General features: G+C 72.2%; 24 protein-coding genes. 16 read left to right on the top strand and 8 right to left on the bottom strand.

Annotated elements, in window-relative coordinates; all coding sequences use genetic code 11:
• The first annotated feature begins 105 nt into the window (after positions 1-105).
• The 10 genes from AC0KTA_RS03100 (at position 106) to AC0KTA_RS03055 (ending at position 11,140) form a co-directional block, all read left to right on the top strand.
• Complete coding sequence (locus AC0KTA_RS03100) at positions 106-1,350, top strand: DegT/DnrJ/EryC1/StrS family aminotransferase (protein WP_481053523.1); 1,245 nt, start codon at positions 106-108, stop codon at positions 1,348-1,350.
• A 63-nt stretch (positions 1,351-1,413) separates the two neighbouring features.
• Positions 1,414-2,184, top strand: a complete 771-nt coding sequence (locus AC0KTA_RS03095; protein WP_481053522.1) for a thioesterase II family protein — start codon at positions 1,414-1,416, stop codon at positions 2,182-2,184.
• On the top strand, positions 2,181-2,684 hold the full coding sequence (locus AC0KTA_RS03090; protein WP_481053521.1) for a hypothetical protein: 504 nt from the start codon (positions 2,181-2,183) through the stop codon (positions 2,682-2,684). Before AC0KTA_RS03095 ends, AC0KTA_RS03090 begins: the two co-directional genes overlap by 4 nt.
• 52 nt (positions 2,685-2,736) lie before the next feature.
• Entirely contained in the window at positions 2,737-3,303 is a 567-nt protein-coding gene (locus AC0KTA_RS03085) for a thiamine pyrophosphate-dependent enzyme (RefSeq protein WP_481053520.1), read from the top strand.
• A 116-nt stretch (positions 3,304-3,419) separates the two neighbouring features.
• Positions 3,420-4,685 (top strand): MFS transporter, encoded by a 1,266-nt coding sequence (locus AC0KTA_RS03080; RefSeq protein WP_481053519.1) that lies wholly within the window; start codon positions 3,420-3,422, stop codon positions 4,683-4,685.
• 58 nt (positions 4,686-4,743) lie between these two features.
• On the top strand, positions 4,744-6,189 hold the full coding sequence (locus AC0KTA_RS03075) for a glyceraldehyde-3-phosphate dehydrogenase (protein ID WP_481053518.1): 1,446 nt from the start codon (positions 4,744-4,746) through the stop codon (positions 6,187-6,189).
• 215 nt (positions 6,190-6,404) lie between these two features.
• On the top strand, positions 6,405-6,977 hold the full coding sequence (locus AC0KTA_RS03070) for a TetR/AcrR family transcriptional regulator (protein ID WP_481053517.1): 573 nt from the start codon (positions 6,405-6,407) through the stop codon (positions 6,975-6,977).
• A gap of 72 nt (positions 6,978-7,049) precedes the next feature.
• Positions 7,050-8,228: a GDSL-type esterase/lipase family protein gene (locus AC0KTA_RS03065; protein ID WP_481053516.1), complete on the top strand. Its 1,179-nt coding sequence runs from the start codon at positions 7,050-7,052 to the stop codon at positions 8,226-8,228.
• A 138-nt stretch (positions 8,229-8,366) separates the two neighbouring features.
• The gene (locus tag AC0KTA_RS03060; protein ID WP_481056293.1) at positions 8,367-9,932 is read left to right on the top strand and encodes an alpha/beta hydrolase; all 1,566 of its coding nucleotides are present in this window, start codon (positions 8,367-8,369) and stop codon (positions 9,930-9,932) included.
• On the top strand, positions 9,929-11,140 hold the full coding sequence (locus AC0KTA_RS03055; protein WP_481053515.1) for a serine hydrolase domain-containing protein: 1,212 nt from the start codon (positions 9,929-9,931) through the stop codon (positions 11,138-11,140). The genes AC0KTA_RS03060 and AC0KTA_RS03055 overlap by 4 nt, the downstream gene beginning before the upstream one ends.
• Positions 11,141-11,158: 18 nt before the next feature.
• Here the strand turns inward: AC0KTA_RS03055 and AC0KTA_RS03050 are convergent, their stop codons facing one another.
• Positions 11,159-11,758, bottom strand: a complete 600-nt coding sequence (locus AC0KTA_RS03050; protein ID WP_481053514.1) for a TetR/AcrR family transcriptional regulator — start codon at positions 11,756-11,758, stop codon at positions 11,159-11,161.
• A gap of 110 nt (positions 11,759-11,868) precedes the next feature.
• Between AC0KTA_RS03050 and AC0KTA_RS03045 the strand changes: the two genes are divergently transcribed.
• The 3 genes from AC0KTA_RS03045 to AC0KTA_RS03035 all read left to right on the top strand — a co-directional run bounded on the left by AC0KTA_RS03045 (position 11,869) and on the right by AC0KTA_RS03035 (position 16,018).
• On the top strand, positions 11,869-12,690 hold the full coding sequence (locus AC0KTA_RS03045) for a class I SAM-dependent methyltransferase (RefSeq protein ID WP_481056292.1): 822 nt from the start codon (positions 11,869-11,871) through the stop codon (positions 12,688-12,690).
• An 838-nt stretch (positions 12,691-13,528) separates the two neighbouring features.
• On the top strand, positions 13,529-14,701 hold the full coding sequence (locus AC0KTA_RS03040) for a hypothetical protein (RefSeq protein ID WP_481053513.1): 1,173 nt from the start codon (positions 13,529-13,531) through the stop codon (positions 14,699-14,701).
• Between the two features lie 45 nt (positions 14,702-14,746).
• A complete protein-coding gene (locus AC0KTA_RS03035) occupies positions 14,747-16,018 on the top strand; it encodes a hypothetical protein (protein WP_481053512.1) in 1,272 nt (423 codons plus the stop codon).
• 886 nt (positions 16,019-16,904) lie between these two features.
• Here AC0KTA_RS03035 and AC0KTA_RS03030 read toward each other — a convergent pair.
• Positions 16,905-17,780 (bottom strand): NAD(P)H-dependent oxidoreductase, encoded by an 876-nt coding sequence (locus AC0KTA_RS03030; RefSeq protein WP_481053511.1) that lies wholly within the window; start codon positions 17,778-17,780, stop codon positions 16,905-16,907.
• 113 nt (positions 17,781-17,893) lie between these two features.
• Between AC0KTA_RS03030 and AC0KTA_RS03025 the strand changes: the two genes are divergently transcribed.
• Positions 17,894-18,829, top strand: coding sequence for a helix-turn-helix domain-containing protein (locus tag AC0KTA_RS03025; RefSeq protein WP_481053510.1), 936 nt, complete (start codon positions 17,894-17,896; stop codon positions 18,827-18,829).
• A gap of 27 nt (positions 18,830-18,856) precedes the next feature.
• Here AC0KTA_RS03025 and AC0KTA_RS03020 read toward each other — a convergent pair whose 3' ends face one another.
• The 5 genes from AC0KTA_RS03020 to AC0KTA_RS03000 form a co-directional block, all read right to left on the bottom strand.
• Positions 18,857-19,252 (bottom strand): hypothetical protein, encoded by a 396-nt coding sequence (locus AC0KTA_RS03020; RefSeq protein WP_481053509.1) that lies wholly within the window; start codon positions 19,250-19,252, stop codon positions 18,857-18,859.
• A 51-nt stretch (positions 19,253-19,303) separates the two neighbouring features.
• Complete coding sequence (locus tag AC0KTA_RS03015) at positions 19,304-20,389, bottom strand: MFS transporter (RefSeq protein ID WP_481053508.1); 1,086 nt, start codon at positions 20,387-20,389, stop codon at positions 19,304-19,306.
• Positions 20,390-21,174: 785 nt separating this feature from the next.
• On the bottom strand, positions 21,175-22,188 hold the full coding sequence (locus AC0KTA_RS03010; RefSeq protein ID WP_481053507.1) for a peptidyl-alpha-hydroxyglycine alpha-amidating lyase family protein: 1,014 nt from the start codon (positions 22,186-22,188) through the stop codon (positions 21,175-21,177).
• A gap of 111 nt (positions 22,189-22,299) precedes the next feature.
• A complete protein-coding gene (locus tag AC0KTA_RS03005; RefSeq protein WP_481053506.1) occupies positions 22,300-22,725 on the bottom strand; it encodes a tautomerase family protein in 426 nt (141 codons plus the stop codon).
• A gap of 36 nt (positions 22,726-22,761) precedes the next feature.
• Positions 22,762-23,463 carry an SDR family oxidoreductase gene (locus tag AC0KTA_RS03000; protein ID WP_481053505.1) on the bottom strand — a complete coding sequence of 234 codons (702 nt, stop codon included), beginning with the start codon at positions 23,461-23,463 and terminating at the stop codon, positions 22,762-22,764.
• A 94-nt stretch (positions 23,464-23,557) separates the two neighbouring features.
• On the opposite strand from AC0KTA_RS03000, the gene AC0KTA_RS02995 reads away from it, so the two are divergent.
• The gene (locus AC0KTA_RS02995) at positions 23,558-24,046 is read left to right on the top strand and encodes a winged helix-turn-helix transcriptional regulator (RefSeq protein ID WP_481053504.1); all 489 of its coding nucleotides are present in this window, start codon (positions 23,558-23,560) and stop codon (positions 24,044-24,046) included.
• 39 nt (positions 24,047-24,085) lie between these two features.
• Here AC0KTA_RS02995 and AC0KTA_RS02990 read toward each other — a convergent pair whose 3' ends face one another.
• On the bottom strand, positions 24,086-25,051 hold the full coding sequence (locus AC0KTA_RS02990; RefSeq protein WP_481053503.1) for a MerR family transcriptional regulator: 966 nt from the start codon (positions 25,049-25,051) through the stop codon (positions 24,086-24,088).
• A 93-nt stretch (positions 25,052-25,144) separates the two neighbouring features.
• On the opposite strand from AC0KTA_RS02990, the gene AC0KTA_RS02985 reads away from it, so the two are divergent.
• On the top strand, positions 25,145-26,716 hold the full coding sequence (locus AC0KTA_RS02985; protein WP_481053502.1) for an alpha/beta hydrolase: 1,572 nt from the start codon (positions 25,145-25,147) through the stop codon (positions 26,714-26,716).
• The last annotated feature ends 99 nt before the right edge of the window (positions 26,717-26,815 follow it).

The raw sequence follows: 26,815 nt of genomic DNA, 5'->3' as shown, positions 1-26,815 counted from the left end.
GGTGAGCAACGGCGCTGCGGTGAGAAGTGCAGCCGTGGTGAGCAACGGGGCCGCGGTGAGGATCCGATCGGCAATACCGTCCGCTGTCCGGAACCGGGGGAAACGATGGAGACGAAACCGGCGGCCGCGCCGCCGCCCTACGCCGTGCCGTACGCACGCGTCGGCAGCACGCTGGACGAGAGCGACGTCGAGGCCGTGCGCGAGGTGCTGCTCTCGGGGGCCACGCTGTCCGCGGGGCCGGTCAGGGAGCGGTTCGAGGAGGAGTTCGCCGCGCTCGTCGGCGCCCGGCACGCCCTGTCGGTGACCAGCGGGACGGTCGCCCTGGAGCTGGCGATCCGCCTCCTCGACCTGGAGCCGGGCGACGAGGTGATCACCACCCCGCAGACCTACCAGGCCACCGTCCAGCCGCTGCTCGACCACGACGTGCGGGTGCGGTTCGCCGACATCGACCCGGCGACGGCGAACATCGACCCGCGGCGCGTCGCCGAACTGGTCACGCCCCGCACCAGAGCGATCGTCATGGTGCACTACGGCGGCCTGCCCGCCGACATGGACGCCCTGATGCGCCTCGCCCGCGAGCACGACCTGATCGTCGTGGAGGACGCCGCGCACGCGCTCGGCAGCGTCCTGAACGGCCGCCGCCCCGGCGCCCTCGGCCACATCGGCTGCTTCAGCTTCCACTCCAGCAAGAACATCACGACCCTCGGCGAGGGCGGGATGATCACCACGGACCGCGCCGACTGGGCGGAGCGGCTGCGCCGGGTGCGCGGCAACCAGGCCGACATGGCCCTCACCGCCCGGCACGGCGGCTTCGCCGGTGCGAGCGGCCCGCCGGCCGGTGCGCTCTACCCCGGCGAGACGTACACCCACGACTGCCTCCGCTTCCGGCGCTCGGGCACCAACGCGGCCCTCAGCGAGGCCGCCGCGGCCATGGGCCTGGTGCAGCTGGGCAAGCTGCCCGCGCTGATCGCACGCCGGCGGGCCGTCGCCGCCCGACTCACGGACGAGCTGGCCGAGTTCGACACCGTGCGCGTCCCGGTCGTGCCGGCCGGCGTCGAGCACGCCCACCACCTGTTCACCTTCTCCGTCGACGCACAGCGCGTCGACCGGGACGAGCTGCTCCGCTGCCTCGCCGCCGAGGGCGTCGAGACGTACCTGCGCTACTTCCCGCTGCACCTCATGCCCGAGTGGCGGGCCCGCGGACACGGCCTGGGCGAGTGCCCGGCGGCCGAACGGTCCTGGTTCCAGGAGCACATGAACCTGCCCTGCGGCCCCTGGCTGACCGACCACCAGGTCGAACTCCTCGCGACTGCGCTGAGCCGCGCCCTCGACAAGGCCACCCGCGCCTGAGGATCCCCGCCCCAGCCCTGACCCGAGGATCCCGCCCCAGCCCTGAAGGGACTTCCGACTTCCATGGCACAACGAGACGCCCTCTCCCTGCTCCCACGCCCACCCCGCTCCGGCGCCCGCCGCAAACCGCTGCTGTGCCTGCCGTACGCGGGCGGCGGCAGCCGGTCGTACGACAGCTGGCAGCGCCTGCTGCCGCAGGCCGTGGACGCGCAGACCCTGCGGCTGCCCGGGCGCGAGAGCCGCATCGCCGATCCCGTACCCCACGATCCGCGCGACCTCGCCGCCGACATCGCCGACGAACTCGGTCCCCATCTCGACGGCCCCTTCGCCCTGTTCGGGCACAGCCTGGGCGCCGTCATGTCGTACGAGATCGCCCTGCGGCTCCGCGACCGCTTCGGCCTCACGCCGAGCTGCGTGGTCGTCTCCGGCAGCAGACCGCCGCATCTGCTCGTCACGGGCCGTCAGTACTCGGCGATGGACGACGCCACCCTGCGCGCGGCGCTCGACACGATGGGCGGCTCGGACCCCGAGGTGCTCGCCGACCAGGAGCTGTGGCACCTGGTCGAACCGACCATCCGCGCCGACCTGATCATGAGCGACAGCTACACCCACCGGCCGGCCCCACCACTGTCCTGCCCCCTGATCGCCTACGGGTCCAAGGAGGACATCGACCTGGACCGGGAATCCCTGGACGCGTGGCGGGCCTACACCACGGGGCCGTTCGCCGCCCGCGTCTTCCCCGGCGACCACTTCTACTTCCGCCGCTGGCCCGAGGGGTTCGTGATGGATCTGATCAACCGGCTGTACGAGCACCTCGTCGAGGTGGACCAGTGACGACCGCGACCGTACGCACGCCGCTGGCCGAGCGCCTCGCGGCCGACCTCGGCACGGACTTCGGGCCGTTCCTCGGCACGCCGTGCGGCATCCTCGCCCCGCTCTACCGCGCGTTGGAGGAGCAGGCGGGGCTCCTCACCGTCGCGCGCGAGGACAACGCCGTCGGGGTGGCCGCGGGAGCCGCGCTCGCCGGGCGCTCCCCGGTCGTGCTCATGCAGAACTCCGGCCTCGGCCAGTCGGTCAACGCCCTGGCCTCGCTCGTCGTCCCGTACGCGATCCCCATGCTCCTCGTCGTGAGCCTGCGCGGGGTCGATCCCGACCCGACCCCGGAGAACACCGTGATGGGACGCCTCACCGCGCCCCTCCTCGACGCGCTCGGCATCGAGTCCACGACGCTGTCCGACCCGGTCGACCTGGACCGGGCACGGCACCTCGTGCACGTCGAACGCCGGGCCGCGGCCCTGCTCGTCCCGCCGACCGCGTTCGGGTGGCGGGCATGAACAAGAGACTTGGGGTGGCCGGCGCCGGCGAGCTGCCGCACGGGAGGCACGCGTGAACAAGACCGAAGCCGTCGCCGCCGTCCTCGCGGCCACCACGACCGAGCCGATCGTCCACACCACCGGCTATGCCTGCCGCATCGCGCGGCACCTGGACGACCGGCCGAGCCACTTCTACATGACCGGCTCGATGGGCCTCGCCTCCTCCATCGGCATCGGCGTCGCGCGCGAGACGGGCCGTACGACGGTCGTCGTCGACGGGGACGGCAGCCTGCTGATGAACCCCGTCGGCCTGGCGACGGCGGGCGCACTGCCCACGCTGCCGCTGGTGCACATCGTGCTGGACGACGGCTGCTACGCCTCCACCGGCGGGCAGGCCGTGCCGTCCCGGCGCGCCGATCTGTGCACCTGGGCCCTGGCGTGCGGCTACGCGCGCGCCGACGAGACCGACGACGCGGCGCGCTTCGCCGACCTGGTGCGTGCGGCGGTCGCGCGGTGCACCGCGCCGGTGCTGGTCCTCGCCCGGCTCACCTCGGCCGATCCGCCCGTACCTGGCCGGGTCGAGGAGGACCTGGCGGAGCACGCCCGCCGCTTCGGCCGCCAACTGGCCCGGAACGGGTGAGTGATCGTCGTAACATCGCGTACGTCTTCGGTGCGGCAGCAACCCGATGGCCCGTCACTCGTACTGCACAGATGGCGAGTTGCTGCCCGCGTCCACGCAACAGTCAGGAGATCGGCATGAGTTGGGGCGTGGGACGTGTCCTGCGTGACCGGAACGCCGCGTTCTATCTCGGTGGTGTGGTGGTCTCCGGCTTCGGCAGCTCGGCGATGGCGCTCGCGGGCGGCGTGTGGGCCAAGTCGCTGACGGGGTCGGACAGTCTGGCCGCCCTGACGACGTTCTGCGTGTGGGCCCCGATGCTGCTCGGCCCGCTCATCGGCACCCTCGCCGACCGGGTGCGCCGCAAGCCGCTGCTGATCTGGTCGAACCTGTCGATGGCCGCCCTGCTGCCCGCCCTCGTCCTCGTCGACTCCGAGGACCGGATCTGGCTGCTGTTCGCCGTCCTGATCGTGTACGGCATCACCATCGTCCTGATGGACGCCGCCGAGGCGGCGCTGGTCGCCGCCGCCGTGCCCGAGGAACTGCGCGGCGACTTCAACGGCCTGCGCCTGACCGCCAACGAGGGCATGAAGCTCCTCGCCCCGCTGATCGGGGCGGGCCTGTTCATCCAGTTCGGCGGCCAGAGCGTCGCGCTCCTCGACGCGGTCACGTTCGCCGTGGCGGCCGCCGCGTTCACGCTGCTGCGTGTCGCCGAGCCCCGGCCGACGGGCGCCGACCGGCAACCGTGGACCGCCCAGGTCTCCGAAGGCGTCCGCTTCCTGCGCACGCACCCCGTGCTGTGGCGCCTGGTCGTGGCGGGCGCCGTCACGATGGGCATGGCGGGCGTCAACGGGGCGGCGCTGTACGCCGTCGTCGACTCCGGCCTGCACCGCGCGCCCGCCTTCGCCGGCATGCTCTACACCGTGCAGGGCGCCGGCTCCGTACTGAGCGGGCTGTTCGCCGGCGCCCTCCTGCGCCGCATGCCCGAGCGCGTCTTCACCGCCGCGGGCATCCTCCTGTTCGCGCTCGGCGTCGCGCTGCGCGCCCTGCCCTCCACGCCGGTCGTCCTGGTCGCGAGCGCGATGATCGGCGCGGGCCTGCCGTGCGTGCTCATCGCCGCCATGACCGCCGTCCAGCGGGAGACTCCCGGCGCACTCATGGGCCGCGTCGCCGCCACCGCCAACACCCTGCTCCTCGCCCCCAACCCCGTCTTCCTCGCCCTCGGCGCGGGCCTGCTCCCGTTCGTCGACCACCGGCTGCTGATCGTCACCGCGGGCGCCGTGGCCGCCGCCTCGGCGTTCATGTTGCTCGGGGGCGGGGCTTGGAAGCGGGGCGCGGCGCCCGAGGGGAAGGCAGAGGCGGGGGAGGAGAGGGACCCCGGGCGAGCGGTGGACGCGGCCGGTTGAAAGATCAAACTGGGGTGGGGTTAGCATATGAGCGCCGCCTAGCTCGAAAGATACGCCTGTGACTGTCAACGACGACTCGTTCACCGACTGGAAGAACCGCGAGGAGATCGCGGAATCGATGATCCCGATCATCGGGAAGCTGCACCGCGAGCGGGACGTGACGATCCTGCTGCACAGCCGCTCCTTGGTGAACAAGTCGGTGGTCAGCATCCTCAAGACCCACCGATTCGCCCGGCAGATCGCCGGCGAGGAGCTCTCGGTCACCGAGACGCTGCCGTTCCTGCGGGCGCTCACCGAGCTCGACCTCGGCCCCTCGCAGATCGACATCGGCATGCTCGCCGCGACGTACCGGGCCGACGGCCGCGGTCTTTCGGTGCCGGAGTTCACCGCCCAGGCCGTCGCCGGTGCCACCGGCGCCAACAAGATCGAGTGCCGCGAGGGGCGTGACGTCGTCCTCTACGGCTTCGGCCGCATCGGCCGCCTCGTCGCCCGCCTGCTCATCGAGAAGGCCGGTTCCGGCAACGGCCTGCGGCTGCGTGCTGTCGTCGTCCGCCGGGGCGGCGAGCAGGACATCGTCAAGCGCGCCTCGCTCCTGCGCCGCGACTCCATCCACGGCCAGTTCCAGGGCACGATCACCGTCGACGAGGCGAACAGCACGATCATCGCCAACGGCAACGAGATCAAGGTGATCTACGCGAGCGACCCGTCGGAGGTCGACTACACGGCGTACGGCATCAAGGACGCCATCCTCATCGACAACACCGGCAAGTGGCGCGACCGCGAGGGCCTGTCGCAGCACCTGCGCCCCGGCATCGACAAGGTCGTCCTGACCGCGCCGGGCAAGGGCGACGTCCCGAACATCGTGCACGGCGTCAACCACGACATGATCAAGCCGGACGAGCGGATCCTGTCCTGCGCCTCCTGCACCACGAACGCGATCGTCCCGCCGCTGAAGGCGATGGCGGACGAGTACGGCGTGCTTCGCGGGCATGTGGAGACCGTCCACTCGTTCACCAACGACCAGAACCTCCTGGACAATTACCACAAGGCGGACCGGCGCGGCCGCTCGGCGCCGCTCAACATGGTGATCACCGAGACGGGTGCCGCCTCCGCCGTCGCCAAGGCGCTGCCGGACCTCAAGGCGCCCATCACCGGCAGCTCCATCCGGGTCCCGGTGCCGGACGTCTCGATCGCGATCCTCAGCCTGCGGCTCGGCCGCGAGGCCACCCGCGACGAGGTCCTCGACCACCTCCGCGACGTCTCCCTGACCTCGCCGCTGAGGCGCCAGATCGACTTCACCAGCGCGCCCGACGCGGTCTCGAACGACTTCATCGGCTCGCGGCACGCCTCGATCATCGACGCGGGTGCCACCAAGGTCGACGGGGACAGCGCGATCCTCTACCTCTGGTACGACAACGAGTTCGGCTACTCGTGCCAGGTGATCCGGGTCGTGCAGCACGTCTCCGGGGTGGAGTACCCGACGTACCCGGCCGTGGCGGTCTGAGCCTGCGGGACCATGTGATCGTCCGGAGTCCCGGGCGGGTGGGAGGCGTGAGCCCCCGCTCGCCCGGGACTTTTTTGTGGCCGGGGCCGGGGCCGGGGCCGGGGCCGGGGCCGGGGCTGGGGCCGGCGTTCCGTCCGCGTGCCTTCAGGGTGAGTGCATTTGCCTAAAGCTATTAGGTAACTGCATAATCGCTTCTGCCGAAGAGGAGGAACATCATGGCGCGCGCAGGAGTGACCACGGAACGGCTGGCCCGGGCCGGGGCGGAGCTGGCCGACGAGGTCGGCTTCGAGCAGGTGACCGTCTCGGAGCTCGCCCGGCGGTTCGGCGTCAAGGTCGCGAGCCTGTACTCGCACGTGAAGAACTCCCACGACCTGAAGACCCGGATCGCCCTGCTCGCCCTGGAGGAACTGGCCGACCGGTGCGCCGCGGCCCTCGCCGGGCGGGCGGGCAAGGACGCCCTGGCCGCGTTCGCCGACGTCTACCGCGACTACGCCCTGGAGCATCCAGGCCGCTACACCGCGGCCCGGTTCCGCCTCGACCCCGAGACGGCGGCCGCCAGCGCCGGTGTCCGGCACGCGCAGATGATGCGCGCGATCCTGCGGGGCTACGACCTGGCGGAGCCGGACCAGACGCACGCGGTCCGGCTGCTCGGCAGCGTCTTCCACGGCTACGTCAGCCTGGAGGCGGCCGGTTCCTTCAGTCACAGCGCTCCCGACCCGCGGGAATCCTGGGGCCGGATCGTGGACGCGCTCGACGCGCTGCTGCGGAACTGGCCCGCGGCGGCCTGAACCCGGCCGCCCGCGGTGGCCTGAACCCGGCCAACACCCACACCCACACCTCGATCAACAGGCTGAGACACCATGCCCACGCACCCCTGGACCACCACGCCCCTCACCGCGGATCTCCTCCGCGGCGCCCTCGACCTGGAGCGCACCGCGCACGGCGTGCTGCCGCACCGGCTGCCCGCCCGCGCTCGCGCCCAGTGCGCCGACCCGCAGCTCGCCATGGCCGAGGCCCAGCCCGCCGGCGTCCGCCTCGTCTTCCGTACGCGGGCCACCGCCGTGGAACTGGACACGCTGCCCACCAAGCGCGTCTATGTCGGTGCCCCGCCGCGCCCCGACGGCGTGTACGACCTCGTGGTCGACGGCCGCCTGACCGAACAGGCCCGCCTGAGCGGCGGCAACACGCTGACCATCGACATGACCACCGGGACCGCGGAGCACGAGCCCGGACCGGTCGGCACCGTGCGCTTCAGCGGTCTGCCCGAGCGCGTGAAGGACGTCGAGATCTGGTTGCCGCACAACGAGACGACCGAACTCGTCGCCCTGCGCACCGACGCCCCCGTCGAGCCGATGCCGGACCGGGGCCGCAAGGTGTGGCTGCACCACGGCAGTTCGATCAGCCACGGCTCCGACGCCGCCAGTCCCACCACCACCTGGCCAGCCCTCGCCGCCTCCCTCGGCGGCGTCGAGCTGATCAACCTGGGGTTCGGCGGCGGCGCCCTGCTCGACCCGTTCACCGCCCGTGCCCTGCGCGACACCCCCGCGGACCTGATCAGCGTCAAGATCGGCATCAACCTCGTCAACGCCGACCTGATGCGCCTGCGCGCCTTCACCCCGGCCGTCCACGGCTTCCTCGACACCATCCGCGACGGCCACCCCAGCACACCCCTGCTGGTCGTCTCGCCCATCCTGTGCCCCATCCACGAGGACACTCCCGGCCCCTGCGCCCCGGACTTCGCGGGTCTCGGCAACGGACGGCTGCGCTTCCGGGCGACGGGCGACCCGGCGGAACGCGCGAGCGGAAAGCTGACCCTGCGCGTGATCCGGGACGAGCTGGCCCGGATCGTGAAGCAACGCGCGGCCGACGACCCGCACGTGCACTACCTCGACGGCCGCGACCTCTACGGCGAGGCCGACTCCGCCGAACTCCCCCTGCCCGACGAACTCCACCCGGACGCGGCCACCCACCAGCGCATGGGCGAACGCTTCGCCGACCGCGTCTTCACCGCCAACGGCCCCTTCGGGCAAGGAGTTTGACCACCTGGGTGGATTTGTCAATACCGCCCACCCCATGATCAGTGAGCCGGGCAGCCGCATGGCTCCGGGTCGCGGGGGCTCCTAGCGTCGTGGCTGGCAGATGACAGTCGCGTACGACATTTCGACATGAGGAGCACCATGCGCGTCCCGTCCACGGTCACCGTCGGCCTGGGTCTGGCCGGACTACTCACCGCGGTCGTGCCGGCCGCGGCCACGCCGCAGCAGGCGGTGGACGGCCGGGGCACGGCGGCCCCGCAGCGGCAGCGGCTTGCCTGGGGGCCCTGTTCGGAGGCACAGACGGAGTTGAGAGCCGCGGGCGCGCAGTGCGCGAAGGTGGCCGTGCCGCTCGACTACGCCGATCCCGGTGGGCGGACGATCCGGATCGCGATTTCGCGGATCAAGGCGACGTCCCCGGACGAGCGGCGCGGCATTCTGCTGTCCAATCCCGGCGGGCCCGGCGGGACCGGTCTCGCCAACACCCTCGCGCTGCGACCCGCGTTGAAGGACGTCGCCAAGCACTACGACCTGATCGGATTCGACCCCCGGTTCCTCGGCGAGAGCAGCCCGCTGCGCTGCGCCCCCGCCGCGGCGCCGCAGCGGCCCGGGCCCGTCACCACGCCGCGCAAGGACTTCGACGCGTCGGTCCGGTCGGCGCGGGACACGGCGCGGCGCTGTCAGGAGCACGGGGACAACGCCGCGTTGCTGCCGCACGCCTCGACGCGGAACGTGGCCCGGGACATGGACGCCATCAGGGCCGCCCTCGGCGAGCCCCGGCTCTCGTACTACGGCGTCTCCTACGGCGCCGACCTGGGCGCCGTCTACACCCAGTTGTTCCCGCGCCGGGCCGACCGCGTGGTGATCGACTCCTCCACCGACCCCGCCGCCACCCAGTACGAGCTGTTCCAGCGGGCGGGCGGCCCGCTGGAGGAGGGGCTCGACGAGTGGGCCGGGTGGGCCGCCCGGCACCACGACCGGTACCGGCTCGGCCGGACCGCCGGCCAAGTGCGGGCGACCGTACAGAAGTTGCTCGACGGCGCCGAACGCCGGCCGGTGGCGGTCGCCGGACAGCGGCTCAACGCGCCCGTACTGCGGCTCCTGCTGCGGCAGCTCGTCCAGCACCAGGAGAGCGACCCCGCCCTCGCCGCCGTGGTGCGCGACCTGACCGACGCCGCGGCCGGTGAACTCACCGAGCCCGGGCAGGAGCTCGCCGCCCTGCTCCAGCTCCTCAACTCGCCGGACCTGGAGGACAGCATGGTCGGCGGCGCGCTGTTCATGTGCGGGGACGGCGGCTGGCCCGCCGGAGGCTGGCCGAAGGACCCGGAGACGTACTGGCGCAACAGCGTCCGCAGCCGCGTCACGCAGCCGGTCTTCGGCCCGGCCGTCAACGGCATGATCGCGCCGTGCGCGTTCTGGAAGGCCGAGCCGCGCGAGCCGGGCACCGCCATTCACAACGACGTGCCCGTGCTGATGCTGCAGGCCCGCCGCGACAACAACGTCCCGTACGACGGCGCCCTGGCCCTGCACCGCAGGCTCACCGGATCGCGCCTGGTCACGGCGGACATCCGCTCGCACGGCGTGTACGGCCGCGCCATCGACGGCCACCGCCCCGTCCCCTGCGCCGACGACGCCGTCAACGACTACCTCCGCGACGGCACCCTGCCCGAGCGCGACATCACCTGCGCGGCCACGGGAGCCGCCCGGTGAGCGGGCGTGGGCCGGTGATCAGCCGGCGCAGGGGAATGGCGGCCGCGGCGGCGGCCGTCCTGACGGGTGCCGGTGCCGGACCCGGCGTCGCCTCCGCCGCCCCCGCCGACGCGCGGCCGCGCGGGCACGACGCCCTGCAGGCCGACGTGGACGCGATCCGGGCGACCGGGGCCACCGGCGTGCTGGCCGAGGTGCACGGCGCGCGGGGCCGCCTCGCCGCGCGGGCCGGCACGGCGGACCTGACCACCGGGAAACCGCCGCCCTGGGACGCGTACTACCGCCTCGGCAGCGACACCAAGCCCTTCACCGCCGCCGTCACCCTGCAACTGGCGGGCGAAGGGCGGCTCGCGCTGGACGACACCGTCGAGCGGTGGCTGCCGGGCCTGGTCGACGGCAACGGCAACGACGGCCGCAGGATCACCCTCACCAACCTGCTCCGCCAGACCAGCGGCCTGAACGACTACGTCGCCGTGGCGGGCGACGCGGACGACTTCACGCCCGAGGGCTATCTGAAGGGACGCTTCCGGGTGTCGTCCCCGCGACAGCAAGTGGCGGCCGCCCTGAGCAAGCCTCCGCTGTGGCTGCCCGACGCGAGCGATCCGGCGGGGGAGCGGCGCTGGGGCTACTCCAACACCAACTACGTCCTCCTGGGCCTCGTCATCGAGCAGGTCACCGGGCACCCCTGGGCCCAGGAGATCCACGAACGCGTCATCGCGCCCCTCGGGCTCCGGCACACCCTCGTCCCGGGGACCTCGGCGTACGTACCGCAGCCGACTGCGACGGCCTATACCCAGTTCCCCGGCAGCCCGCGGCTCACTGACACCTCGCTCGCCACCGGCGGCGGCGCGGACGGCGGCATCATCAGTACCGCCCACGACCACGCCGTCTTCCTGCGTGCACTCCTGGGCGGCCGACTGCTGCGCCCCGCCCAACTGGCCGCGATGAAACGGACCGTGGCGGCCGACGACTGGATTCCCGCCGACGGCGTGCGCTACGGCATGGGCATCGCGTGGCGGCCCGCAGGCCGCGGCGGCGCGGGCATCTGGTTCCACGGCGGCACCCATCTCGGCATCGTCTCCGAGAGCGGCGTCACCGCGGACGGCAGCCGCGCGGCGACCACCGCCGTCTTTACGCTGCGCACGGACGAGCGGGGGGATGCCCAGGCCAAGGCCGCGCTACGGCTGGTGGATCGTGCGCTGGCACGGTGAGGCGGCGTTCCTGGCGGCTCAGGGCCGCCGATCCCGTACGACGCCTGCGACGACCGTCGCCACGACCTTGCCGACGGCCTCGGCTTCCGGCGGCGCGCTCTTCCGGTCGGCGAACAGCAAATGCGCGGCGCCGATCAGCGTGGGGGCGAGCGTGTCGATGTCGGCGTCCTCGGCGACGCGGCCGTGGTCGCGCTCGGCGGCGAGGTACGAGGCGATCACGGCCGTCGCCTCCGCGAGGACCGGGACACCGGTCGGCCGGGCCCGGCGCAGCCGGGCGCGCAGGCCGTCCCGGGACGTGACCAGGCCGACAATCGCCACGGCGACCGACTCGAACAGGTCCGTCAGTACGTCGGTGAGGTTGCCGACGACGGTGCCGGTCCCGGCGGCCGCGCGCAGGGCGTCGGCCCGCGCCTCGACGCGGGCGACGCGGTCCAGGACGAGTTCGGCGAGGAACGCGTCGAAGTCCGCGAAGTGCCGGTGCAGGACACCCTTGGCGCAGCCCGCCTCCGTCGTGACCGCCCGGCTGGTCAGCGCGCTCGGCCCGTCCCGGAGCAGGATGCGCTCGGCGGCGCCGAACAGCTGCTCGCGCGCGTCGCGGATGGCCACTCCTGTCGGCACGTGCACTGCTCCTTCGTTCGCCGGGCCTGCCCGGCTGCCGAGTCTTTCACGCGGTCCGCTACCGATTGACGAGTGGGCGAGTGCCCACTCATAGTGAGCGCATGCCCACTATGCCTCCGTCGCGTACGCGTACGAGTCACCCCGACGACGAGCCTCACCGGAACCGGCAACTGGCGGAATCCTTCGGATCGGACGCCGCACGCTACGACCGCGCCCGGCCCCGCTACCCCCAAGCCCTCGTCGACCGCATCGTCGCCGCCGGCCCGGGACCCGACGTCCTGGACGTGGGCGTCGGCACCGGCATCGCCGCCCGGCAGTTCCAGGCGGCGGGCTGCCGGGTGCTCGGCGTCGACGTCGACGCGCGGATGGCCGACCTGGCGCGACGGACCGGCGTCGATGCCGAGGTGGCGGCCTTCGAGACGTGGGATCCGGCCGGCCGGACCTTCGACGCGGTGGTCGCCGCGCAGACCTGGCACTGGGTCGACGCGGTCGCGGGGGCGGCGAACGCGGCGCGGGCGCTGCGGCCGGGCGGCCGACTGGCCGTGTTCTGGAACGTGTTCGACCCCGCCCCCGACATACGGGAGGCCTTCGCCGCGGTGCACCGGCGCGTGCTGCCCGACGCGCCCCGCAACCCCTGGTCGACGCCTCCGCTCGACGCGTACAAGGCCTTGTCCGCACGGGCGGTCGACGGCATGCGGCAGACGGGCGCCTTCGGCGCTCCGGAACAGTGGCGGCACGACTGGGGGCACCCGTACACCCGGGACCAGTGGCTCGACCAACTGCCCACGCACGGCGGCAACAACCAGCTCCCGGAGGCCGTCCTCGAGGAGCTGCTCACCGGCATCGGCGCCGCGATCGACACGATGGGCGGCGGCTTCACGATGCGCTACGCCACGGTGGCGGTCACGACTGCGCGAACGGGCGCCGCCTGAACGGGACTTGGCGGCGGTTGCGAAGGAGTGTGCGACACCTCGGACGCCTTGTCCGGGCCCCAGGGCTCTGACACGTTCGTCAAGTGACGCACGCATCTGCCTCCCGCCTAAGCCGGGAGCAGGTCCTCAAGCGTCTGTTCGCTCTGAGGTTCAGGGCAACCAGGTTCGACCGCCCCGGCCCCGGCCCCGGGCGGCGAGTTCGGGTCGCGTGGTGCCTCTGGGGCGCCATCGTCGTCATGGGCGTGGCGACCACCGCCTTCGCGCTGCCCACGCGTTTGTACCCCCGGCCGGAATGGCACCCGTGGACGGTCGCCGTGACGGAACCGGCGGCGCTCGTCGCCTACGCCTACCCGGGGTTCGTGGTGGCCCGGCGGCGGCCGCGCAACCGCATCGGATGGCTGCTGGTCGTCGAGTCGCTGACCGGAGTGTTCCTGGCCCCGCTGGGACTGCTGGTGGTCACGCGCCGCCCACGCAATTCCGCGGGCCGGCTGTTGCTGGCAGCCGGGTTCGGTGGGTCGTGCCAGCTTCTCAGCGTTGCGTACGGGCTCTATGCCGTGCCCCGGGAGTTGCCCGGGGGCGTGCTGGCCATGTGGATGTACGAGTGGAGCCTTTGTGCTCTTCACCTTCCCGATGATGTTCCTCTTCCTGGTGTTCCCCGACGGCCGCCTGCCGTCCGCCCGCTGGCGGTTCGCCGGATGGTAGGTGGCCGCCTGCGGTTGCCTGATCGGATTCGTCGCGGCCTTCATGCCAGGAACGCTGGGAGGCGAGTACGCGTATTTCCCGTCACTCTCCAACCCTGTGGGCATCTCGGCGCTGTCGTTCCTGACGACGCACGTGGTTGCCCTGTCGCTCCTCGTGCTGCTTCCTCCCTTCGTGGTGGCGGTCGCTTCGCTCCTCTTCCGCTACCGACGGAGCTCTGGGGCGGCGCGACAGAAGCGCGGCCATCGCCGTCGCCATCGTCCGCCACAACCTCTTCGACATCGACCGCCTCCTCAGCAACTCCCTCCTCTACGCCGGGCTGACGGCGAGCATGGTCGGCCTCTACGTCGGTCTCGTCAGCGCGCTGGGGGTGCTGTTCGAGCGGTCCGGCTCGGGCGCCGTCCGGCTGCTCGCCACCGGCATCGTGGCCGTGCTGCTCCAGCCGCTGCGCACGCTGCTCCAGCGCCTGGCCGGCCGCCTGGTGTACGGGCTGCGGGACGACCCCTACACGGCGCTGGCCGTGCTCGGCCGCCGGCTCGAGGCGGCCGTCGACCTCGCGGACGTCCTGCCCGCCGCCGCCTCGACGGTGGCGGAGGCGCTGCGCCTGCCGTACGTGGCCATCGAGCTGGCCGACGTCCCGGGGACGGGCGTCGAGGGCACGATGGCGGCCGCGCAGGGGGAGCCGGTGTCCGACCCCGTGCGGGTCCCGCTGGTCCACCAGGGGGAGGAGATCGGCGCCCTGCTCGTCGCCACCCGCTCGGCCGACGAGGGCTTCTCGGCGGCGGACACGCGGCTGCTGCACGACGTGGCGCGGCACATCGCGCAGGCCGCGGCGGTCGTACGTCTCTCCCTCGCCCTGGCCCGCTCCCGCGAGCGGGCCGCCGCCATGGCCGCCGAGGCCTGCGACGGCCGCGAAGCGGTCGCACGCGTCCTCGAATTCCAGCCCGACGTCGTCGTGAGCTGCGCTCCGCAAGGCGCGACGGCGCCTTCCCCCGACTCACCGCACGCGAGCGGGAGATACTCGACATCCTCGCCGCCCCTCGGCAGACCACCGCGGGAGCCGCCGCCCGCCTGGGCATCAGCACCAAGCGGGTGGAGGCCTGCGCTGCCCGCACTCTCGGCGCCTTTCCCGCCCTCTCGGTACGCTTCCGGCCCTGCGGTATCCCGCTCCCGGGACTTCGGGAATCCGCCGGACGCACGCTTTTCTCACCAGGCACCGCCGAGCCGACAGGCACGCAGAGGCCGGGCCACCGGCCCCGGAGGAGACGACGACGCGCTGGCGGAGCGGAGCTCCGTGCTCTGGTGCCGGTGAACTACGTTGGTAGTACAGGGACTTCACCAGAATCGGGGTGCAGCAATGCGGTACGAGTCGTCCGCACAGCCGGACACGTCCGGTACGCCCTCCGTCGCGAGGCCGACCTCGCGGCGCCGGCTGCTGGGAGTGTCCGGCGCGGCCCTCCTCGCGGCGGCGTGCAATTCCACGGGGAGCACGCAGCCGGGTGGGGAGGTGAGTGTGCGGCCGGAAGCGAACGGCGGCGGCGCACCCACGGGCGAGGCGCCGAACGGCGCACTCGGGGTGAACTTCAACGAGGACCCGTCCGACCTGAACTTCGACCAGGTGAGGGCCCTTTCGGCGCAGTGGGTGCGCGGCTTCGTCCCGATGACGGAATACCTCGACACGCACCCCCCGGCCCAGCAGCAGGCCATCGCCAGGCTGCTCGACGCGAGCGGGAACGACTTCAGGACGATCCTCTCGCTGAAGTTCCCCTTCCTGACTCTCGAGCAGTCGCTGCCCCAGGTGGGCAGCAAGGAGATGGCAGCGCAGCTCGAGCGAGTGGACCGGGTGCTGGGCGCTGTCATGGGGAAGCTGGACATCCTCACCATCGGCAACGAGCCCTTCCTCGAGACCATGAAGGACGAGCGCGACGCGCGGCTCAATGTCTTCTACGAGCACGTCGCCGAACACGTCGTCGCCTACCGCGGGAAGAACTTTCCGCAGGGCTGCAGGACCCGCCTGTACATGGGGGCTCTCACCCGCCTCGACCAGGAGGAAGGGCGCACGAAGGCCGCCGAGCGGTGGGTCGGCTTCGTCAACAGGAAGCCGGAGATCGAGGGCCTCGACGTCCATCCGCACGTCGACTCCCTGCAGGCGGCCGACAAGTACGTCCAGTACGTCGTGTCCCGCCTGGACCGGAGCAAGAAGTTCCTCGCCACGGAGTTCTCCCTGGTGCAGCACTGGGAGGACCACATGGACGACAAGATCTCGGCGGACTACGCCGAGGCGTACAACGTGCCCCCGGACACCCGCGTGTGGCAGGTGATCGGCAACGCCTTCGACAAGCCCTTCCCCCAGAAGAGGTGGGACGACTTCCTCGCGATGAGCCCGTGGTTCGCATCCCGCAAGGACTATCTGACGCAGCAGGCGCGGATGTTCCGGGAGACCGGGCAGCTCGCGGTGGCCACCTACGGGGTGGTGCAGATCAAATCCATGCAGACGGGCTGGGGCCCTGACAAGAAGCCGTGGATCCTCAACCCCCTGTACGCGAACCGCACGGTCAGGAAGGAGGACGGAAGGGCCGGGCGGACCACTGTCTGGTTCGACTCGTTCCGTGCCCTGCAGGACCGTTGAGCATGCGGGTTCCGATGGGGGCGTCCCCAGCGGCGTTCACGGTCGAGAGCCGGGGCGTGGCCGGACGGTTCGCCGTCGTCGAGTGTGACGTTCCGTCGGCCACCCGACCCGTGACGTCGCACCGACGGGGAATGTCCCGCCGGTGGAGATCTTGGACTTGACCTGTCTGGAACAGCGCCTGTACCAGGCGTTCTCTCGCGGTGAACCGATCGACCTCCGCCAGTCCCCGGACGAGAACCCTGAACAGCCCGGCGCCTGGGCGCCCGAGCGAACGATCCGCGCCGAGGTCATCCGCACCCTCCTCCTCGGCGACACGTCCGGCCCCGGCGAGGTGCCCGGCCTCCATCTCACCGACGCCCGGATCACCGGCCTCCTGAACCTCCGGCACGCGGAGATACCCCACCCCCATCCGCCTCATCGCCTGCCACTTCGAGCAACCCCCGGACTTCCGCGGAGCGCAGACCCGCCGGCTCGACCTCAGCCGAGCTCCGCAACCCAGGCGGTGTCGCGCTGGGTGTCAGCAGCTGTGAGGCGGCAGGTCTCTCGCTCTGGGACGCGGCCCCGGTCTCCGGCGACATCAAAATGCACTACGCCAACTTCAAGGTCATCCACGCCAGGCCCCAGGTCTGGCCCGACACGGTGCGTCTGGACGGCCTCACGTACGTAACCCTCGCCCCCCGCCTGCCGGCCGCACAACGACTCGCCCTGCTCGAGCGGGACGAGGACGGCTTCGTGCCGCACGCGTACGAGCAACTCGCGGCCTCCTACCGCCGCGTCGGTGACGACGCCGAAGCCCGTGCGGTCAACTCGCCCAACAGCGCCGCCACCGGACCACACTGCCCTGGTACGGCAAGCTCTGGGGACACCTGCAGGACACGACCGTCGGCTACGGCTTCCGCCCCACCCGCGCCATGGCCTGGCCTGCCTGTCCTTCGGGGCGGACGTGCAGGTCCAGGCCGCTCACCCCCGCCCCCTCCACACCCGGCAGCAGCCGCATGTCGTGGTCGTAATCGCCGCCCACGAGCGAGCGGAACGGCACCGGCTCGTCCGTGAAGAGGCCGTCGAGGCGGCGGCCGTACTCCTGTCGCGCCGCCTCGAACCGCTCCGCCGGCAGGTCGTTCGCGCCGTACACCGCGAACGGCTCCAGCGGTGCCATGCCGGTGAACCAGAACAGTCCGTGCTGCAGCGGGTGGAGGACGTCCCTGAGGCGGCCGTGGATGCCCCGGTCCGAGAACGACGACTCCCGGGCTCCGGCCGTCACCGACACCAGCGCGCGCCGTCCCGCCAGGATCCCCTCGGCGTAGGGCGGGGGAACCTGCGGGCCGTAGCCGAACCCGCTCGTGAACACCCGGTCGATCCAGCCCTTCAGGATCGCCGGGGGCCCGAACCACCACATCGGGAACTGCAGCACCACCGCGTCCGACCGGCGCACCTTCTCCTGCTCCGCCGCGACGTCCGCCGACAGGCGTCCCGCCAGCGTGGCCCGCTCGGAGGCCGCCATCACGTGCAGCCGTTCGTCCGCGAGGTGGTCGGTGAAGTCGTCGGCGTCGACCGTCGCCTTCCACTTCATCGCGTACAGGTCCGAGAGCAGCACCTCGTGTCCCGCCGCGCGCAGACGGCCGACCGCGAAGTCGGTGAGGGCGGCGTTGAGGGAAGCGGGGTCCGGGTGGGCGCTGACGACGAGGATCTTCTTCTGGGGCTGCGACTGCGGCTGCGGCTGGGGCTGGGCAAGGGGCTGGGGCTGCTGTGTTGCTTCGGTCATGGGGCCACGTTCTCCCGTACGCGGCGGGGCAGCCAGAACCCTGTGCGACCGGCGGACCGGCTGTCCTGGTACTGCCAGGACCACCTTGGCGCGCGGCACGCATACTTGATCGCATGGACGGCGTGGAGGAGCGCATCGGGAACGGTGCCGAGGTCGGCGGGGGCGGTATCAGTGTCGGCGAGGGCGACGGCCGCGACGGGGCCGGTGACTCCCGGCGGGCCCTCGGCGGCTTCCTGCGCGCCCGCCGCGGCCGCGTCGCGCCGGAGCAGGTCGGCATCGCGGGCGGCCGTCGCCGTCGGGTGCGCGGGCTGCGCCGCGAGGAGCTGGCCCAGCTCGCCGGGATCAGCGTGGACTACTACGTACGTCTCGAACAGGGCCGCGCCACCCAGCCGTCCCCGGAGGTCCTCGACGCGCTCGCCGGGGCGCTCGGCCTCGACGCGGCGGAGCGCAGGCATCTCGACACCCTGGCCGGTGCCCGCCGCGCCCCCGTGCCGCGGGCCCGGGTCAGTCCGCTGCTGCGGCGGGTTCTCGACTCCCTGACCCGCTTCCCGGTGTTCGCGACGAACCACCGGCTCGACGTGGTGGCCTGGAACGCCCTGGGCGCCGAGCTGACCGGCGGCCTCGGCGACCCCGGCCGCCGGGACCCGAACAACGCCCGGTATCTCTTCCTCGACCGCGCGTCCCGGGACGTGTACCCGGACTGGGAGGACCGGGCCGCGGAGGCCGTGGGCCAGCTGCGGGTCGCCGCCGGGCGCTATCCCGACGACACGGAACTGGCCGCGCTCATCTCCGAACTCTCCGGGTGCAGCCCCGACTTCCGGCGGATCTGGGACACCGGCGAGGTCGTGATGTGCGCGGCGGGACGCAAGCGGCTGCGGCACCCGGAGGCCGGGCTCCTCACCCTGGACTTCGAGACGCTGCACGTGCCGGCCGAGCCCGGAGAGACGGGCCTGGTGGTGCACGTGTTCAGCGCCGAGGAGGGAAGCGGCGAGGCCGCCGCCCTGGCCCGGCTGGCCGCGGGTGCGACGCGCACCCGCGACCTGCCGTAGCTCAGGACCCGGCCCCCGTGCGTGCCGTCAGCCCATGTGCGCGGCGGACACCCCCTCGCCGGGCTGCTGCCGCTTGGCATTGACGGCGAGCCCCGTGACGACGAGCCCGGCCAGGAACAGGCCGGCGGCGCCGGCGAAGGCCATCGTGTAGCCGTGCGTCAGGGCGTCACCGGCGCGCTCCACCAGGGCGAAGTCCCGGGTGGCCAGGCCTTGGTGGAGAGCCCTGGCCGCCTCGGGCAGCCGGTCGTCGGCCGCGGTGTTGGAGATCGTCGACAGGACGGCGAGGCCGAGCGCGCCACCGATCTGCTGGGCTGTGTTGAGGAGCGCCGAGGCGATCCCGGTGTCCTCGTGGGAGACGCCGCTGACCGCGCCCAGCGTCATCGGTACGAAGCTCATCCCCAGGCCGAGGGCCGTGACGAACATCGACGGCATCAGATGACCCGCGTACGAGGAGTCGGGTTCCAGGGCGGCGAACTAGAACATGCCGACGGCGGCGACCAGGAGGCCGGGACCTGCGATCATCCGGGGTGCCCAGCGGGCCGCCAGCTTGGAGCTGATGCCCGCCGCGGTGGCCATGCCGACGCTGAAGGGCAGGTAGGCGAAGCCTGTCTTCACCGGGCTGTAGCCGAGGATGAGCTGCATGTACAGCGTCAGGAAGTAGAACGTGGCGAACATGCCCGCGCCGATGAACAGCATGGTGGCGTAACTGCCCCACCGGTTGCGGTCCTTGAGCAGGCGCAGCGGCATCATCGGGTGCGCCGTGCGGGACTGCAGGAGCAGGAAGGCGGCGAGCAGGGCGGCCGCCGCGGCGAAGGAGACCAGGGTGAGGGCGTTGCCCCAGCCGTGTTCGCCGCCGCGCGTGATGCCGTACACGAGGGCGATCAGTCCGCCGGTGCCGGTGACCGCGTCGGGGACGTCGAGGCGGCCGGGGTGGCGTTCGGCCTCGACGAGGGTGCGGGTGCCGGCGAGGACGGCCACGCCGATGGGGATGTTGACGAAGAACACCCAGCGCCAGTCGAGTACGTCGGTGAGCATGCCGCCGAGCAGCAGGCCGACCGTGGCGCCGAGGCCGCCCATGGCCGCGTACACACCCATGGCCGTGTTGCGGGGCTTGCCCGTGGGGAACGTCGTGGTGATCAGGGCCAGGGCGCTGGGTGCGGCGAGGGCCGCGCCGACGCCCTGCAGGACGCGGGCGCCGATCAACAGGCCCTCATTGGGGGCGAGTCCGCCGAGCAGCGACGCCAGCGTGAAGACGACGATGCCCGCGCGGAACATCCGCCGTCGCCCGAACAGATCGCCTGCCCGGCCGCCGAGCAGCAGGAGGCCGCCGAAGGCGAGCGCGTAGGAGTTGACGATCCACGCGAGGTTGGCGTCGGTCACGCCGAGGTCGGTCTGGATGTTCGGCAGGGCGATATTGGTGATCGTGGCATCGAGGACGACCATCAACTGGGCCGCGGCGATGATGACCAGGGCGATCCCGAGATGGCGGCCTCCGGTCGGTCTTCCGGAGGCGTCCGGCTGGGCGGGTGTGACGACAGCGGTGGTGCTGTCAGCGGGCATGGATGAACTCCAAGAGTGTGCTGGAAAGAAACTGGAAAGGACCGGCCGGAACCCGAACCGGAACCAGAACCGGGTTCGGGAACGGACAGCGAGCTGCTCAGGTCGGGGTTCCGGGAAGGGCGGGGCAGGGCTGGGCGATCTGCCGCTCATGCAGGTCACGCCCGCTGTGCACTCCGAGCCGGAGGTCGATGCATGCGCCGCCCGGGCTCGGGACGAAGCCAAACAATAGCAGCGGATTTCCTGTGGCGGCGACCGGGAAAAAGAATTCTGGTGTGGTCATTGTCGCGCTTGACGAGCCGATGTGAATGTGAGCAATGGAGTTTTCTCTTTTCCTGTGCCCACACTTTCTCGGAAAAGGCAAATCAATGGATGAGGTGACGGCAGCGGAATTCCGGGGGTGCCGAAGTCGCAGGTGGGAGGCGTCGGCGCGATAGGGTCGTGCCGGTGATTCGATCTCTCCGGACAGTTGCCCTTGCCCTTGCCGCGTCGCTCACCGCCGTGGGGTGCACGGCAGTGGAGAAGGGCGGCGACAGCGCGTCCGGACCACCCGCCGCACCGTTGGAGAAGCTGCCCGAAATCCCGTTGAGCGGCGATCCGTTCGGCGAGCTGGATGCCCGCGAGCCCGTACAGCAGTACGTCCATGTCCGAGCCCGGACTGGTGTCGTCGCGTACGCGGCGCGCGTCGTTCGTGGTGGTCGGCCCCAAGAGCGTGCGGGAGGGGCTCGTGGAGGAGTTGGCGGCCTGACGCTCGTAGCCGAGCACGTCGAGAGCGGGCAAGTCTTGCGTCAGTTCGCGCGCCGCCACTTGCGCAGGCTCACCAGCTCGCGCGGCGGCGTCAGCTTGCTGCCCGCCTCGGTGTACGACACCTCGGCGGCGTAGACGCTGCCTTCGGAGTCCACGGCGACGCTGTGCAGCCAGTTGAACCGGTCGGGGGCCTCGCCGGGCAGTTCGGCGCCGAAGCGCGTGACGCGCCGTCCCTCACGGTCGTAGATCTGGATCTTGTGGCCGAGGCCCGGGACGCCCCGCTGCACCGGCGGCGGCCCCTGCTCGGCGACGTACACGTTCGTGTCCGCGCCCCGGCCCGCGCAGACGGCGACCGCCTTGTGCGCGTGCCAGGACGTCCGGAACTCGCCGTCCAGGGAGAAGACTTGGACCCGGTGGTTCTCGCGGTCGCAGACGATCACCGCGTCGTCGCCGAACAGGGCGACACCGTGCGGGAGGCTGAACCGGCCGTCGTCGGTGCCGGGTTCGCCCCAGGACATGAGGTGGGTGCCCCGGGCGTCGTAGCGGTGGACGCGGGAGTTGCCGTAGCCGTCGGACACGAAGACGTCGCCGGTGCGGGGCGATATCGCCACGTCGGTGGGGCGGTTGAACGGCTCGCCGCTCTGGAAGCCGGAGGGGCGGCCGGTGCCGAGCGTGAGCAGGGTGTTGCCCTCGCGGTCGGTCTTGGTGATCCGGTTGCCGATGTCGTCGACGAGCCAGAGGTGGTCCTCGTGGTCGACGGTGATGGCGTGCGCGCGCTGGAAGCGGCAGCCCCTCCAGCGCGGCATCGTGTTGCCGTAGGGGTCCTCGAACGTCTCCGTCCCGGCGAACGGGGTGTCGTTGCCCCACATGTCGACGAGATGCCCGTCCCGGTCGAAGACCAGAACGGGCATGTTGCCGCGGTTGAAGACGTAGACGCGGTCCTCGGAGTCGACGGCGACGGAGGTGGCCTCCTTCAGCCACACCCCGTGCGGGATCTTGGCCCAGAAGGGCACGGGTTCGTACGCGGTCGCAGGGGTCGCGGGTCCGACAGCCAACGGTCCTCCCAGGACGAGCCGGCCCGGATCATAGGACGGCGGCACGGGGGAGCGACAGAGGCGGGCGCCGCTCATGGCGCCGAGTCATGCGTCCGGTCGGCCGCGCCGCGTTCAGTAGGGCGACGCCGCGTTCTGCTGCGCCCAGTTCTTCTCGGCGTCGGAGCCTCCCGGGGGCGGCACGATGCCGTTGATCATCCAGAGGTCCTCGCTGGTTTCGTCGGCGTGGAACTCCCAGTGCAGCTCTGCGTGCCGTTCGAGGTGGGGCTGCAATATGCCCTTGATCCACTGGGTGGTCCGGCGGCGGGCCTCCTGGTCGGGGTTGCGCCGGGCGATGTGGTCGATGGTGATGCGGACCCCGGCCGGGGTGGGTTCCCCGCCGACGTAGAAGTCCTCGGACGGCACTTCGTGGAACAGCGTGACCACGTAGAACCGGGGCAGCCCGACCTTTTCGTAGTGGTCGGCGATGCGGGAGGCGAGTTGGTGTCTGTCGTCTTCGGTGAAGATTCCGGGCGTGTGATGAATTGTCCACAGTGGCATGGCGGTTCAGTACTCCTCGGGTGACGTGATGGGGTGTCAGGCGGAGGCTGAGAAGGTCAGATTCTCCACGGGCCCGGAGAGCGCTGCTTTGACGGTGACGCTGACGTCGTCGGCGAGCACTTCCGTGTCCCCGGCTTCAAGGCCGTCGATGATCCGCGTGGCGATCTCGGCGGGCGTGGCCTTCGGCCGTTGGATGGCGGAGACCATGTCGGTGTCGATGAATCCGGCGTGCACGCCCACGACCTGGGTGTTCTGGGGCGCCAGTTCGAGTCGGAGCGAGTTCGTGACGGACCACGCCGCGGCTTTGGACGCCCCGTAGGCGCCGCTGCCCGCCAGCCAGGACAGCACCGAGTGCATGTTGACGAGTGCGCCCCCGCCGTTGGCGGCCAGGATCGGCGCGAACGCCCGCGCCACCCGCAGCGGCCCGAAGACGTTGACGTCGAACGTCTCGGCGGCGTTCTCGACGTCGCCCGTCAGGAGCGCGCCAGGCAGCAGGACACCGGCGTTGTTGAACACGATCTCGGCATCGGCGGCGACCTCCGCGAAGGCGGCGACCGACTCCGCCGAGCGGACCTCGAGCTCGGCGGTGACCACCCCTGGGCAGTCGTCGGTGTACGCCGAGCGCGCGGTCGAGTACACCTTTCGCACCCCACGCGCCAGCAACTCGTCCACCAGCGCCGCCCCGAGCCCGCGTCGGCCGCCGGTCACCACGGCCACCTTTCCCGCTACTGCAACCACAGCTTCCTCCACCTGGCTAACGTTGTCGTTAGCGAGATGGAATCACGGAGGGCTGGCTAACGCAAGCGTTATCCATGTGGGTTACGATGGCGGGATGGCGATGGAGTTCGAGAAGCGGCTGCGTGACCGGGACGCCTGGTCGATCGGCGACGGGTGCTCGGCGGAGCGGGTGCTGGACCTGCTGAGCACCAAGACGGTGTTCCTGGTGGTCCGCGAGTGCTTCTACGGCACGGCCAGGTTCGAGGATTTCGTGGCGCGGATCGGGACCTCCGCACCTGCGGTGTCCCGGGCGCTCAAACAGTTGGAGTCCGCGCGGATCGTCGTGCGCGTTCCCTATCAGGAACCGGGCAGGCGGGCCCGCGACGAATACCGTCTGACGGAAGCCGGAGAGGACCTGCTGCCGGTGTTCCTGTCGCTGATGCAGTGGGGGGACAAGCACCTGCAGGACGGGCGCCCGCCCCTGTCGTTCGTCGATCCCGACACCGGCCGCCCGGTGCGGGCGCGCGTCACCGCCGACCCGGCTCCGGAGACGCCGTCCGACAGCATCGAGATCCGGCTGAACCCGGAGTGGCCGCGCGGCTAGCGGTTCTTCGCGGCGAGCTCGTGAGCACGGCTCGCGGGCTCAGGCCGCCTCGGTGGCCGTCTGTGCGTCCAGTGCCGCGAGCAGCCAGTCGTGTGCGGAACCGGGGGTCGGCTCGGTCCGGCCGCCCGGCGAGGTGATCACCTCGGCCACCAGCTCCCAGTACCGGTCGATCCGCGGGTCGGCCGCGAGCTGCCCGGCCAGCAGGCGGCGGAAGTCCGGGGTGTCCCGGGTGCCGTACGCGCTCGCGTACGCGGCCACGAAGCAGTCCAGTGCCTCGCCCGGGTAAGGCCCCCGGTCCCGGCGCAGCCGCGCGCCCGCCAGTTCGTACGCCTCGGCCAGGCCCGCGTACAGCACGGCCGACCCGCCGGACCCCGCGGTCCTGTGCGCCTCGGGCTGGGGCCGCTCGGTGCCCGTGCACGGCCGGCGGACGAAGGCGTTCAGCCGGGCGAAGGCGAGGACCTGTGCCGGGGCCGGGTCGTCGGGCGGCTGCGGGACCGCGGCCTCCAGGAACGCGGCGGTCGACCGGGCCGGCATCCGCGGCGGCAGCCAGCCGCGCCAGAACCGGGCCAGCGGGTCCGTGCTCGGCGGGGCCGTCACCGCGCCGATCAGGCGCAGCCGGTCGGCCCGTTCCCCCGGCGGGCACTCCTGCACAAGGCGCAGCGCCGCCTCCCGCCAGCGCAGGGCCCTGAGCTGGGAGCCGAGTCCGCGGAGCTGTCCGGCGACGGCGTCCTCCAGCGCGCCGCCCGCCTCGCCTGCCTGTTCCGCCTCGTCCTCCTCGTCGAGGATGCGGCGCACCTCGGGGAGCGGCAGGTCGAGGTTGCGCAAGGAGCGGATCAGACGCAGCCGGTCGAGTGCGTCGGGGCCGTACCGGCGGTGTCCGCCGGCGCTGCGGGACGCCTCCGGCAACAAGCCGCGGTCGGAGTAGAAGCGGACGGTCTTGACGGTGACGCCCGCCTGCTCGGCGAGCTCGCCGATGCCGCACAGACCGTCGTGTGACGTGAACACTTGAACCTCCCTCAGGGGGAGTTCCTACCGTACGGGCCGGCGCGGACGGTGATCGAACCGGTCCGCGGACGACGGCGTACTGAGGAGAGAGCCATGACCGAATTCATCCTGGTGTCGGGCGTGTTCACCGGCGCACACGTGTGGGAGGACGTGGCCGCGCGACTGGCCGCGGCGGGCGCGGACGTACACGCGGTGCCCCTCACCGGACTCGACGGGCCCCTCGGTGCCGCGGAGGCCGGCATCGACGGCACCGCGGAGGCCGGCATCGACCTGGAGACGCACATCGCCGACGTGCTAGCGGTGATCGACTCGGTCGGCGCGGCGGCCGGCCGGGAGATCGTCCTTGTCGGCCACGACTACGGCATCCACCCGGCCCTGGGCGCCGCCGACCGGCGCGCGGAGCGCATCGCCCGGATCGTCTACCTGGACTCGGGGATGCCGCAGGACGGCGTCCCCGCCCTGGCCGCGGTGCCCGACCGGTCCCTGCGCGGGCAGTTGGCGGAGCGCGCCGGGGCTGGGGGACCGGGCGGAGCGGAGGGGGCGGAGGGGACTGACGGGGAGCTGTCGCCCCCGGCCCGCGACGAGTGGCAGCGCTGGGGCAGTACCGTGGGCGTCCCCGACGCGGCCCTCGACCGGCTCACCGCCCTCGCCGCGCCGCAGCCGCTGGGCACCCTGCTCCAGCCGCTGCGGCTCACCGGCGCGGTGGCAGCGGTGCCCAGCACCGGGGTGCTGTGCACCGGCAACGGCGCGGGCATCGAAATGGTCCAGATCCGGGTGGACGTCGGCGACCCCGCCCTGCAGGCCCTGACCGAGCCCGGGGTGACCTTCTTCGAACTCCCCACCGGACACTGGCCGATGCTGTCCTGCCCCGCCGAGCTGGCGGAGGTCCTGCTGCGGGCCGCGGCGGGCGAGGGGCACCGGCTGAAGCCGGCCGGCGCCGCGGAGCCGCCCGCGCACCTCCGGCCGTTCCTGCTGGACGTGCCCGAACTCCCCCGTGAGCGGACCGGGAACGTCGACCTGTACCTGCCCGACGCCGAGGGCCCGTCGCCCGCGGTGGTGTTCGTGCACGGCGGCCCGGTGCCCGCCGAGGCCCGGCCGACCCCGCGGGACTGGCCGACCCTGATGGGGTACGCCCGGTACGCGGCCGGGGAGGGCGTGGTGGGCGTGACCCTCGACCACCGCCTGCACGACGTGGCCGACTACGAACGTGCCGCCGCGGACGTGGCCGCCGCGGTGGAGCTCGTCCGGGCCGATCCGCGCGTGGACGCGGACCGAGTCGCGCTGTGGTTCTTCTCGGGCGGCGGTCCGATCACGGCGGACTGGCTGGGGGCGCCCCCGGCGTGGCTGCGCTGCCTGGCGGCCACGTATCCGATCCTGGCGCCGCTGCCGAACTGGGGGATGGCAGGCAGTCGGTTCCACCCCGCGGCCGCGGTGGCGCACGCGGGCGCCCTGCCCGTCGTGCTCACCCGGGCGGGACTCGAGATGCCCGAGATCGCCGCCACCGTCGAGGAGTTCCTGGCCGCGGCCGAGGACTGCGGGGCGGACGTCGAGGTGGTCGACGTGCCGCACGGCCGCCACGGGTTCGAGACCCTCGACCCGACCGACGAGTCGCGCGAGGCCGTGCACCGCGCGATGCGCTCGGTGCTTGCGCACCTGACGGCCTGATCCACGGTCCGGGTCGCGCGGAGCCTCCGGCCGTCGGTGTGACGAGTGGGACCACCACCGGCGACGGAGGCTTCGGCATGTCACCAACATCCGTCCTGA

Source organism: Streptomyces sp. Y309, assembly GCF_056712025.1.
The sequence above is the reverse complement of the archived record's forward strand: the minus strand, read 5'-3'. Positions and strand labels throughout refer to the sequence as shown.